Origin of the sequence: Serratia sp. OS31 (assembly GCF_014164835.1) — a bacterium.
Classification (GTDB): domain Bacteria; phylum Pseudomonadota; class Gammaproteobacteria; order Enterobacterales; family Enterobacteriaceae; genus Serratia; species Serratia liquefaciens_A.
This window is the reverse complement of record NZ_JACJFQ010000030.1, coordinates 61,827-72,874: the sequence shown is the minus strand read 5'-3', so window position 1 is coordinate 72,874 and position 11,048 is coordinate 61,827. Positions and strand designations below refer to the sequence as shown.

10 protein-coding genes and 1 tRNA gene are annotated in these 11,048 nt (G+C 54.9%); 6 read left to right on the top strand and 5 right to left on the bottom strand.

Annotation, left to right across the window (positions count from 1 at the left end):
- Positions 1–139: 139 nt before the first annotated feature.
- Both mltD and gloB read right to left on the bottom strand, forming a co-directional pair.
- Entirely contained in the window at positions 140–1,525 is a 1,386-nt protein-coding gene (gene mltD, locus H5P17_RS21010; protein WP_170868526.1) for a murein transglycosylase D, read from the bottom strand.
- A gap of 71 nt (positions 1,526–1,596) precedes the next feature.
- Positions 1,597–2,352, bottom strand: coding sequence for a hydroxyacylglutathione hydrolase (gene gloB / locus H5P17_RS21005; protein ID WP_182825000.1), 756 nt, complete (start codon positions 2,350–2,352; stop codon positions 1,597–1,599).
- A 44-nt stretch (positions 2,353–2,396) separates the two neighbouring features.
- Between gloB and H5P17_RS21000 the strand changes: the two genes are divergently transcribed.
- On the top strand, positions 2,397–3,116 hold the full coding sequence (locus tag H5P17_RS21000; protein ID WP_182824998.1) for a class I SAM-dependent methyltransferase: 720 nt from the start codon (positions 2,397–2,399) through the stop codon (positions 3,114–3,116).
- Here the strand turns inward: H5P17_RS21000 and rnhA are convergent.
- Positions 3,113–3,580, bottom strand: coding sequence for a ribonuclease HI (gene rnhA, locus H5P17_RS20995; protein WP_044548437.1), 468 nt, complete (start codon positions 3,578–3,580; stop codon positions 3,113–3,115). The two genes, H5P17_RS21000 and rnhA, sit on opposite strands and share 4 nt — an antisense overlap.
- Positions 3,581–3,652: 72 nt before the next feature.
- On the opposite strand from rnhA, the gene dnaQ reads away from it, so the two are divergent.
- Both dnaQ and H5P17_RS20985 read left to right on the top strand, forming a co-directional pair.
- The gene (dnaQ, locus tag H5P17_RS20990) at positions 3,653–4,393 is read left to right on the top strand and encodes a DNA polymerase III subunit epsilon (RefSeq protein WP_020825328.1); all 741 of its coding nucleotides are present in this window, start codon (positions 3,653–3,655) and stop codon (positions 4,391–4,393) included.
- A 157-nt stretch (positions 4,394–4,550) separates the two neighbouring features.
- Positions 4,551–4,627, top strand: a tRNA-Asp gene (locus H5P17_RS20985).
- A 46-nt stretch (positions 4,628–4,673) separates the two neighbouring features.
- Here H5P17_RS20985 and H5P17_RS20980 read toward each other — a convergent pair.
- Positions 4,674–6,134: an NCS1 family nucleobase:cation symporter-1 gene (locus H5P17_RS20980; RefSeq protein ID WP_044548440.1), complete on the bottom strand. Its 1,461-nt coding sequence runs from the start codon at positions 6,132–6,134 to the stop codon at positions 4,674–4,676.
- Positions 6,135–6,300: 166 nt separating this feature from the next.
- Between H5P17_RS20980 and H5P17_RS20975 the strand changes: the two genes are divergently transcribed.
- From H5P17_RS20975 to puuE, 3 genes are read left to right on the top strand one after another with little or no spacing between them, the layout of a single operon-like run.
- Positions 6,301–7,050 carry a GntR family transcriptional regulator gene (locus H5P17_RS20975; RefSeq protein ID WP_182824996.1) on the top strand — a complete coding sequence of 250 codons (750 nt, stop codon included), beginning with the start codon at positions 6,301–6,303 and terminating at the stop codon, positions 7,048–7,050.
- The gene (hpxA, locus tag H5P17_RS20970) at positions 7,047–7,790 is read left to right on the top strand and encodes an allantoin racemase (RefSeq protein WP_046374450.1); all 744 of its coding nucleotides are present in this window, start codon (positions 7,047–7,049) and stop codon (positions 7,788–7,790) included. The genes H5P17_RS20975 and hpxA overlap by 4 nt, the downstream gene beginning before the upstream one ends.
- A gap of 19 nt (positions 7,791–7,809) precedes the next feature.
- Positions 7,810–8,748 (top strand): allantoinase PuuE, encoded by a 939-nt coding sequence (puuE, locus tag H5P17_RS20965; protein ID WP_182824994.1) that lies wholly within the window; start codon positions 7,810–7,812, stop codon positions 8,746–8,748.
- Positions 8,749–8,808: 60 nt separating this feature from the next.
- On the opposite strand, the gene H5P17_RS20960 is transcribed toward puuE, so the two are convergent.
- Positions 8,809–11,043 carry a TonB-dependent siderophore receptor gene (locus tag H5P17_RS20960; protein WP_044548446.1) on the bottom strand — a complete coding sequence of 745 codons (2,235 nt, stop codon included), beginning with the start codon at positions 11,041–11,043 and terminating at the stop codon, positions 8,809–8,811.
- Between the last annotated feature and the right edge of the window lie 5 nt (positions 11,044–11,048).

The window sequence follows — 11,048 nt, the reverse complement described above, 5'->3', positions numbered from 1 at the left end:
TTGGTGCTACCAGGTCGAAGGGAGCGCAGGTATCCCCGGGAACTGAAATCATTGAAACGAAAATATCCTATAAAAAACAATGCCGGTCACCTTAAGTGACCGGCATTACCCCGAAGGGTGCTTTTTTTGTGCCGAAAATTTAGGTATCCGGCGATGACTTGTCACTGACAAACAGAGTCAATTTCAGACCCGGTTGCAGATTGTTAGCCTTGGCTAGCGTTGAGTTCCAACGCATCACGTCGTTAATATCGACGCCGTGACGACGTGCAATACTGGCCAGCGAATCACCTTTGCGAACCTGATAGGTGATACTGCTGTTACTGCCGGTGTTGCTGGCCACTTGCAGGGTTTGCCCAACTTTTAAGGTGCTCTTGGCACGTAAGTTGTTCCAACTCTGCAAATCGCTGGACTTAATATTCAACCGCTTGGCAATGCCCGATACGGTGTCGCCGGAGCGAACCTTATACGAGCTACCGCCTGTCAAACCGCTGTTCTTCGCCAACTGAGTGGTTGGCTGAGTCACTGCGATCTGGCCATCGGCCAACGAGTCTTTCAGCTGATCGGCATGACCTTTGGGAACCATAATGTAATGGGGCCCGTTGGGTGCCGTAACGCCTTTTTTGTAGCCCGGGTTATAAGCTTTCATCTTGGTGATTGAAAGCCCAGCCATCTCAGCCGCCTGAGTTAGCTGTATTTGCTGCCCAACATCAATACGCGCCAGTGCACGGGTATTATCAGTCTTCGGAAGATTGATACCGTACTTCTTGCTGTTTTTAATGATGTCGCTCAGCGCCAGCATTTTCGGAACATAAATTGACGTTTCACGCGGAAGCGACAATGCCCAGAAATTGGTTGGCTTACCCTGGCGTTTATTCGCCTTAACCGCCTGCATGACACGGCCTTCACCACTGTTATAAGCGGCAACGGTCAGTAACCAGTCACCGTTAAACATGCGGTTCAAATACTGCATCATATCAAGCGCAGCAGTCGTCGAGGCGACGACATCGCGTCGCCCGTCATACCACTGGTTGTTTTTCAAACCATAATTGCGACCCGTTTGCGGCACGATTTGCCATAGCCCTGCGGCGTTGGCACTTGACGTGGCGTGTGGGTCAAAAGCGCTCTCCACTATGGGTAGCAGTACCAGTTCCATCGGCATATTGCGTTTCTTAATCTGCCCGACTATCCAGTACATGTACGGCTCTGCCCGTAATGTTACATCGTGGAGATAGCTCTTACTTTTTAGGTACTTTCTTTTTTGATCACGGATCCGGGAATTTTCCGGAACCTCCATCTTCAGCTCGTCGCTAATGAAGTTCCACAGGTTCTGTTGCGCGGCACCACTATTGTTATCTAGCCACCGCGCCGAGCTCGCTCGACCATTCGCTGTGTACTCTCCTGCTTCACTCTCTTGACCTGCCGAAGACAAACTCTGTGCATGCTGTTCTGGGGCCGGTGCGTCCTGCCTGGACGACTGGCACCCCACTAGCAAGACTGAGGCGAGAAATATCGCTTTAGCCTTCATGTGTGTGTCAATATAGTTGCTTAAAAGACGAGCAATCATACTTTGCTTCGTCAAATAACACAACTAAAAGCTCAGAAGTTGTCTTTTCGCAGGCGTAATTCGGAAAAAACCGAATGAAGGTGCCGTGGTGGCGTGTTGAAGCCTAATTTCCTTTGTAAATCAGTGTCATGACAGCGTAAAAATAGGTTAATTTTACGCTCTAATTGTAGCTGGGTGGGAACGCTAGGCAGGCTTTTTGCCCGTAACGCTTCAACTTGTTGCTGATATGTTTCAATTTCTCGATCTTTCGGCAAAATAGCCCGCGCAAACTTAAGATTTGAAAGTGTATATTCATGCGCGCAACAAATTAAGGTGTTATCGGGAAGTTGCGCGAGTTGTTGAAATGAGTCGTACATTTGCTCGGCAGTCCCTTCAAACAACCTGCCGCAGCCGCCAGAGAAAATAGTGTCTCCGCAGAACAGATAAGGTGCGCTATAGAATGCAATATGGCCCAACGTATGTCCGGGAACCGCGATTACGGCGAATTTTTGGCCATTGATCTCGAGGGTTTCTCCGTCATGAACGATGCGGTTAGCGCCTTTGTCGGCAGTTTCCTGCGGTCCATAGACCTTCAGCCCGGGATAGCGCGCCACAATTTGCGCTACGCCACCGACGTGATCGTGATGATGGTGGGTCAACAGAATCGCGTCAGGAGTCAAATTCAGGCGTTCCAGCGTATCCAACACCGGCTGCGCCTCACCGGGATCGACGATGATGCCGTGCCCCTGCTGGTTATCTAACAACCAAATGTAATTGTCCTGGAAGGCGGGAATGCTGATAAGATTCATCTTGGACCTCTCGTTGGCAACGGCTTGAAAGAAGATAATAAATCATGAAACCAGCCCATACTCTACAAAAGCTCACCAGCCCACAGTCTTGGGCCGAGTTGCCATGGGGGGAATACTATCGTGAGGCGCTTGAGCGGCAGTTGCAACCCTGGTGGTCGAAGCTGTTTGGTTTCCACCTGCTTAAAATCGGTAATCTCAGCGCCAGTCTGGCAACGGATAAATGCGCCATTTCCCACCAGGTCAACGTCAGTCTGGAAGGCGACAACCTGCAGGTCGTCGCAGATGCTTACCAACTGCCCTTCGCCGCTAAGTCGGTGGATGCCTGTTTGCTGGCACACACGCTATCCTATGCTGACGATCCGCACCGCATGCTGCGTGAAGTCGATCGCGTGTTGATCGACGACGGGTGGCTGGTGATCAGCAGCTTCAACCCGTTCAGTCTGTTGGGGTTGGGGAAACTGGTGCCAGGGTTACGCCGCCGCCAGCCTTACGTCAGCCGGATGTTTACTCAAATGCGTCTGCTGGACTGGCTGAGCCTGCTGAATTATGAGGTGTTGCATCAGTCGCGTTTTCACGTGCTGCCGTGGCAGCGTAAAGGCGGGAAGTTTTTGTGCACCCATTTACCGGCGCTGGGGTGTATGAGCGTGATTGTGGCACGTAAGCGCACTTTGCCGTTGACGCCAACGCCGATGAAGCTCGGGGCGCGAAAGCCTTCTCTCAGCCGCGCCGTCGGCGCGACCAAGAGTTATCGCAAGCAGCCTTAGTTTTCCGGTTTGTAACCCACGTCTTCCTGCGTTGGATTGCCGGCCGCATCGCGTGCCAGCACGTCGCAGCGTTCGTTTTCCGGATGGCCGGCGTGGCCCTTGACCCATTCCCATTTAACAGTGTGGCGCTGAATGGCCAGATCCAGACGCTGCCAAAGATCGACATTTTTGACCGGCTTTTTGTCGGCGGTCTTCCAGCCACGCTTTTTCCAGTTATGGATCCAACTGGTAATGCCCTGACGCACATATTGGCTGTCGGTGCTGAGGATCACTTCGCAAGGCGTGGTCAGCGCTTCCAATGCGACAATCGCCGCCATCATCTCCATGCGATTGTTGGTGGTCAGGCGGAAGCCCGCGCTGAAGGTTTTTTCCGTCTGCTTATAGCGCAGTATGGCGCCGTAACCACCGGGGCCCGGGTTGCCAAGGCAGGAGCCGTCGGTGAAAATTTCTACCTGTTTAAGCATCTCTGGTAGACTCTTCCTATCAGTTTTATAAAAGCCAAGTCTGACATAAACGAACGCTGTGAGCACTGCAATATGATCACTACAACCACCAGACAGATTGTCCTCGATACCGAAACCACCGGTATGAACAAGCTCGGGGTGCATTACGAAGGTCATCGCATCATTGAAATTGGTGCGGTCGAAGTCATTAACCGTCGTCCGACCGGCCGTCACTACCATGTCTACATCAAGCCGGACCGGCTGGTGGATCCAGAAGCCTATGGGGTTCACGGCATCAGCGACGAGTTCCTGGCGGATAAACCCACGTTCGACCAAATTGCCGATGAGTTTATCGACTTTATCCGCGGCGGTGAGTTAGTTATCCATAACGCGGCGTTCGACATCGGCTTTATGGATCACGAATTCCGCATGCTGCAGCAGGGGATTCCGAAGACCGATACCTTCTGCACCATCACCGACAGCCTGTTAATGGCGCGTCGCTTGTTCCCGGGCAAGCGCAATAACCTCGACGCCCTGTGCAGTCGTTATGAGATAGACAACAGCAAGCGTACGCTGCACGGCGCATTGCTCGATGCCGAAATCCTGGCGGAAGTCTATCTGGCGATGACCGGCGGTCAGACGTCGATGGCCTTCCAGATGGAAGGCGATACGCAAAACAACAATTCGACGCAGGACATTCAGCGCATTGTGCGTCCGGCAACGGCCATGAAAGTGGTCTACGCCAGCGATGAAGAAGTGATGGCCCATGAGGCGCGTCTGGATTTGGTCGCGAAAAAGGGCGGCAGTTGCCTGTGGCGCACGGAAGCGGAATAACGGTATTTTCGACGTAAATAATCCGGGCTTTATCCCCTTTGCGTTCCGTTAGCTGAAAAACTGTGCAAACGGTTCATTTGGTAAGAAAAAGGCATTGACGACATAGTGCCTCAACCGTAATATGCGCCTCGTTCCTCTCGCAAGAGAAGAACGGCGCGGAGCGGTAGTTCAGTTGGTTAGAATACCTGCCTGTCACGCAGGGGGTCGCGGGTTCGAGCCCCGTCCGTTCCGCCAACATTCAGAAGCCCTGAGTTAGCAATAACTCAGGGCTTCGTTGTTTTTAATCTTTGCTCAATTGCGTTTTGGCGAAGGTCACCGCCTGATTGGCTGCCCACTCCCGGCGAGCAATGATCCGATAACATCCCCCACCCAGTGCTGCCCCGATAAACCAACTGAAGTTAGCCACCTGATGCAGACTCGGCGTGAAGCTGATTGCCAAGCCGATAATCACTGAAGGCACCAGCGCCCAAATCGCATTCGGATTGAAGCCGTTTTTATACCAGTAACGGCCGTCCGGCGTGGCATTGTACAGGTCATCGACGTGCAGTTCGCCGCGCTTGATAATGTAGAAATCCACCAACAGAATACCGAACAACGGGCCGATAAAGGCTGCCAACACGTCCAGCGTGTAGTGAATCAGCTCGGGTGACTGGAACAGGTTCCAGGGGGTCAACAGGAACGAGCCGACGGCGGCAATCATCCCGCCGGTACGGAAGCTGATCTTCTGCGGTGAACAGTTAGAGAAATCAAAGGCCGGCGAGACAAAGTTGGCCACGATATTGATGCCGATAGTGGCGACGATCATCGTCAGCAGCCCGAGGGCTACGGCGATATCGCTATCGAGGCGGGTGACGGTTTCGATCGGATCGGTAATCAGCTGTCCGAACAGCGGAAGGGTGCCGGAAACGATCACCACGGTTACCAAAGAAAACAACAGGTAGTTGAACGGCAAACCCCAGCGATTGCCGCGCTGTACCTCGGCAAAACTTTTGCCGTAGCGGGTAAAGTCGCCGAAGTTAAGCAGCGGGCCGGAGAAATAAGAGACCACCAGCGCGGTGGCGGTCAGCATCAGCCAGCCTTGCTCGCCGGCACTCAGGTTTTTGCTTGCCAGGGTCAGGGAGAGATTAGAGAAACCGACGCGGTAAACAATCCAGCCGGCCAGTGCGAACATCACTATGTAAACTGCCGGCCCGGCGATATCGATAAAACGCTTAATCGCCTGCATACCGTGCCAAAACACCATCGCCTGCAGTAGCCACATTGTGATGTAACAAACCCAGCCAAGCTGCGACAGCCCAAGGAAATGCGGTTGGGTCATCGGCTCCAGCGACGGGAAGAATTTCAGCAGTGTGAGCATCAGCGCGTTGGAGGCCAGATAGGTTTGAATGCCATACCAGGCGAAGGCGATCATGCCGCGGATCACCGCCGGGATATTGGCGCCGAACACGCCAAACGCCTGGCGGCTTAATACGGCGTAGGGCACGCCGCCGAGCTGGCTGGGCTTGGCCACCAGGTTAGCGCAAAACTGCACGATGCAAATCCCCACCAGCAGACAAATCAGGACCTGCCAGCTCGACAGGCCTAGGGCGAAGAAGCTGGCGGCCACCACATAGCCGCCCATGCTGTGTACATCGGACATCCAGAAAGAAAAAATGTTGTACCAGCTCCAGTTCTGGTCACGCGTAGGTGCCAGATCGTCGTTGCACAGTTTGGGACTGTAGTTTTCATTAGGGTTTGGCATAAATCGTGCTCCTCTCAAGAACGTCACCCGGATGTTGTGATCTGTTTTTTGGCAAAGGTTGCTGAGAGGGCTTTTGCAGGATCCAGGCCAGACTGTTCTTTTTTGTATACAAAATATCTTTATCTTGTATACGATTTGACTATTCAAGGGGACGGGGAGCAGAAAAATGGTCGGCACGACGATCGGTACCAACGCCGCGTGGCATGGGCAACAGGCCACTTATTTCATTGAAGATAAAGACGATCATATTTACAACTCGTTGCTGAAAGCCATTGTCGAACATCGGCTGCTGCCCGGCAGCAAATTGCCGGAAGAAGCCTTGGCCGAGACCTTCGGCGTAAGCCGAACCGGGATCCGGCGGGTGCTGCAGCGCCTTGCCGCAGTGCAATTGGTGACCCAACTGCCCAAACGTGGTGCACAGGTCGCTACGCCCGGACAAGACGAGGCAACCCAGGTATTCCAGACGCGCAAGATGCTGGAATGTACCAACCTGCCGCAGGTGCTTGCCCACTGCGACGAAAATCATCTGCTGGCGATGGAGGAGATCGTGGCGCAGGAACAGCAGGCGCACCGCGATCAGGACGGCGCTGCGGCGATCCGTCTGTCCGCCGCGTTTCACGTTCAATTGCAGGCCATCGCCGGCAATCAGGTGCTGACTGAAATGGTGTCACAGCTCACTTTGCGATCGTCGCTGGCGATCGCCGTTTATGGTTCACCCTGGCAGCAGGGGTGTCGCTGCCACGATCACAGCGATTTGCTGGCGCTGTTGAGGCGGAAAGACAGCGCGGCGCTGGCAGATCACATGGTCCGCCATTTTGACGATATTGTGGCGAATTTACGGTTTAACCACGACGCGAATGAAACGCCGGATTTCGCCCATATTTTTGCCGAAGCCGACCTGCGGGAGACGCTATGACAACTCGCTGCATTATTCAGGTCATCAATCCGAATACCAGCCAGGCAATGACCGAAACCATCGCCGCTGCGGCGCGAGCGGTGGCTGCACCGGGCACCGAGATCCTGGCGGTCTGCCCGCAAGAAGGGGCACCCTCGATAGAGGGGCATTTTGACGAAGCCATTGCTGCCATTGGCGTCTTGCAGCAGGTGAAAGCCGGTCGGGAAGCGGGCGTGAGTGGTCATGTCATTGCTTGCTTTGGCGATCCGGGCTTGCTGGCCGCGCGTGAGCTGGCCGACAAACCTGTGGTCGGCATCGCCGAGGCGGCAATGCACATGGCAACGCTGGTGGCGACGCGTTTTTCCATTGTTACCACGCTGCCGCGCACGTTGGTGATTGCAAGGCATTTACTGCATCAATACGGTTTTGAGCGGCACTGTGCGGCGCTGCATGCGATTGATCTGCCGGTGCTGGCGCTGGAGGACGGCAGCGGTCGGGCTCAGCAAAAAGTGCGTGAGCAGTGCATCCGGGCTAAGCAACAGGATGGCAGCGGCGCGATTGTGCTTGGCTGCGGCGGCATGGCCGATTTGGCGCGAGAATTGACGCTGGAATTGGGGATCCCGGTGATCGATGGCGTCAGCGCCGCGGTAAAAATGATCGAGTCGCTAAGCGCGCTCGGTCTGAGCACCAGCAAGCACGGCGATCTGGATTTTCCGCGGGCAAAACCTTTGTCCGGCATGTTCAGTCATTTTAACGGGTGATCGGTAAAGGGATACAACGATGAGTGATTTCGCGTTCAATAAAGATTATCCCCGTGATTTGATCGGCTACGCCGGTCGTCCGCCGCATGCTCGTTGGCCTGGTCAGGCGCGCATCGCGGTGCAGTTTGTCCTCAATTATGAGGAAGGGGCTGAAAACAACGTGCTGCATGGCGATGCCGGTTCCGAACAGTTTCTCTCTGATATCATCGGCGCGGCCAGCTATCCAGAACGGCATATGTCGATGGATTCCCTTTACGAATATGGTTCACGCGCCGGGTTCTGGCGGATCCATGATGAGTTTCAGCGCCGAGGCCTGCCATTGACGGTCTTTGGCGTGGCGATGGCACTGGTGCGCAACCCGCAGGTGGTCGAAGCGATTAAAAATGCCGGCTACGATGTGGTCAGCCACGGCTGGCGCTGGATCCACTATCAGCAGATGGACGAAAAGACCGAACGGCAGCATATGCAGCAGGCGATGACGGTATTGCGGGATCTGTTCGGCCAGGCACCGCTTGGTTGGTATACCGGCCGCGACAGTCCTAATACCCGCAGGCTGGTGGTAGAGCACGGGGGCCTGCAGTACGACAGCGACTATTACGGCGATGACTTGCCGTTCTGGACCGAGGTGCAGTGTACCAATGGCGAAACCAAGCCGCACCTGATCGTGCCCTATACCCTCGAGTCCAACGATATGCGCTTCGCCTCGCCGCAAGGCTTTAACACCGGCGAGCAGTTCTTTACCTATCTGAAAGACAGTTTTGACGTGCTGTATGCCGAAGGTGAGGAGTCGCCGAAGATGCTGTCGATCGGCATGCATTGCCGTTTATTGGGCCGTCCGGGCAAGTTTCGCGCGCTGCAGCGTTTCCTGGACTATATCGAGCAATATGACCGGGTCTGGGTGTGCCGACGCCAGGATATTGCTGACCACTGGCTGGCACAGCATCCGTTTAAGAAGTAAAAAAGGGCCGATGTGGCCCTTTTCGTTATGTTTGAGCACAGGATTGCGCTCGGTCATGGATCAGAACAGTACGGAGTAGTTCAGACCAAAGGTGCGGCCACGGCCTTTATAGCTGTAAAGCTCGGGTGAGCCGTAGGTTGGGCTATAGAGGATTGGCGCGCGCTGGCCCCAAACGGTGGTGTATTCCTTGTCCAGCAGGTTTTCTACGCTGAAGCTGAGTTTACCCACCGGCAACGCGTAGCTGCCGAGGAAATCGATGGTGTTGTAGCCATCAATTTTACGCCCCTGGGTCGAGCCGGCCTTGGTGTAATCGCCGTCATCCGATACGTCGAAAGTCTGCTGTGACTGCAGGCGCAGGTTCCAGTCACCCGGTGCCCAGCCGACGTAGGCGGTCACTTTGGATGGGCTTGCGGTATCCACCACCAGCTTTTTCCATTCGCCGTTAACCTTGGTCTCGGAACGAATGAAGTTGAAGTTGGTGCCCGCGCTCCAGTCGCTGTCTTCGAAGAAGTAATCGACCGCGCCTTCCATCCCGTAAATGCGGCGTTTGTCCGAGTTGACGTTAATGGTCATGTCGGTTTTGTTGATCGAAATACTCTTATCGGACAGGGAGTAGTAGCCGGCAATCTGCGTACGCAGGTTATCGCCGGTGTAACGCCAGCCAAGCTCGTAGGAGTTAACCTTGATACCTTCCAGCTTGGAGTCGCCAACGTTGACGCTTTTGTTCAACTGGTAGTGGCCGTTGTTCAGCGCATAGGTACCGTTGCCGTAATATTTGCCCGGATCCGGGATCTCGTAACCCTGTGAGAAGTTGATCCAGGTTTGCTGGCGTTCGGTCAGGTGAGCCAACAGACCGGCGTTGAACAGGGCGTTGTTGTAGTCCGTTTTCCCGCCAGGGATGGCATCAGCCGAGGTGGCGGCGCCGGTAGCGATAGCCTGCTGCTGGTTGTAGCCAACGAAGTCATCAATCTTGTTTTCGGTGTACTGGTAGCGCACGCCGCCGCTCAGGGTGAAGATAGGGTTGATGTCGTAGCTGGCCTGCAGGAAGGACGCCAGGTTGGTGGTGCTGTAGCCCGGGTAGCGGCCGGTGTTATACGCGTTTTGCAGATCCATACCGCCAGACTGCTGTGCTTTCGCCAGATCGAAGAACTGCTGGTTGGAGTTGAACGTCTCATGCTCGGCGTCGATGCCGTAGGTTAACGTCAGGGCATCGATCGGTTTGCTGTTCAGCGTCAGTTTGCCGCCGTAAAAGTCGGTCTTCTGCTGGGAGGCGCCGATGCTGCTGACGTAATAATTCGGGGCTTTACCTGCCAGCGTCGGGAACGGGTAGAAGGTCAGCGACTCATCGCGATAGTAGACCTGCGCCACCAGATCCTGACCGAGGAAGTCGGTGTTGGAGTACTGCAGGTTGATCAGGTGGCGTTCGGTCCCCGGAATGCGATCCGAATTAAGGTTACCGCTGTTGGATGCCTTGGCGCTGCCGGTCACCGCAGCGAAATTTTCCCCCAGGAACAGGCCGTGGTCGCCATCGGACTGACTTTTGTAATACTGAGTGGTCAGCTGCAACTGCTGGTGGTCATCGATATTGATGGTGCCGGTGCCCATCACGTCGAGGCGATCGGAGTACTGCAGGCCGGTCTGAGTATTATCAATCAGGACTTCGTTGCCCTTGCCGTCGTACCAGCCACCGTAGCGCTGATAGGAAACCGACAACCGGCCCGAGGCGTTGTCGTTGCCGCCGCTGACCGCTGCCGCCACGTTCTCGTCGTGGTCGTTATGGCCGCCAAAGCCGGTTTTACCGCCGATCTGCAGTTCAACCTGCTGCTCTTTCTGGCCTTTTTTGGTGACGATGTTGATCAGGCCGCCGGTGCTGCCGCCGCCGTACAGCGAGGTAGCACCGGAGATCACTTCAATGTGATCGATATTAAAAGGATCGATCGAATCCAGCTGGCGGCTGTCGCTGCGCGATGAGTTCAAACGTACGCCGTCGATCATCACCATCATTGAACGGCCGCGCAGGTTCATGCCGTAGTTGGTACGCCCCTGACCGCTGACGTCCATGCCCGGGATCAACTGCGCCAGCATGTCCTTGATCTCTTTGCCGCCCTGGACTTGCTGCTCAATTTCCTGGCTCTCAATCACCCAGGTGGTCTGCGCCATTTCTGCCACTGTACGGTGCGTACGGCTGGCGGAAACCACCATTTGCTCTTCGCTTTTTTGTTCTTCTGCCCAGGCCGTAGGGGCGAGCATCGCCAGCAGGCAAGGGTTTAATACCCAGAGGTGTTTGCGTTTCATCGTTA

Bases quoted from the DNA above. Each gene is read 5' to 3' on its own strand.
- H5P17_RS21000 (WP_182824998.1), top strand. From the start codon at position 2,397: ATGAAACCAGCCCATACTCTACAAAAGCTCACCAGCCCACAGTCTTGG.
- puuE (WP_182824994.1), top strand. From the start codon at position 7,810: ATGAGTGATTTCGCGTTCAATAAAGATTATCCCCGTGATTTGATCGGC.
- H5P17_RS20980 (WP_044548440.1), bottom strand. From the start codon at position 6,134: ATGCCAAACCCTAATGAAAACTACAGTCCCAAACTGTGCAACGACGAT.
- H5P17_RS20960 (WP_044548446.1), bottom strand. From the start codon at position 11,043: ATGAAACGCAAACACCTCTGGGTATTAAACCCTTGCCTGCTGGCGATG.
- gloB (WP_182825000.1), bottom strand. From the start codon at position 2,352: ATGAATCTTATCAGCATTCCCGCCTTCCAGGACAATTACATTTGGTTG.
- dnaQ (WP_020825328.1), top strand. From the start codon at position 3,653: ATGATCACTACAACCACCAGACAGATTGTCCTCGATACCGAAACCACC.
- hpxA (WP_046374450.1), top strand. From the start codon at position 7,047: ATGACAACTCGCTGCATTATTCAGGTCATCAATCCGAATACCAGCCAG.
- H5P17_RS20975 (WP_182824996.1), top strand. From the start codon at position 6,301: ATGGTCGGCACGACGATCGGTACCAACGCCGCGTGGCATGGGCAACAG.
- mltD (WP_170868526.1), bottom strand. From the start codon at position 1,525: ATGAAGGCTAAAGCGATATTTCTCGCCTCAGTCTTGCTAGTGGGGTGC.
- rnhA (WP_044548437.1), bottom strand. From the start codon at position 3,580: ATGCTTAAACAGGTAGAAATTTTCACCGACGGCTCCTGCCTTGGCAAC.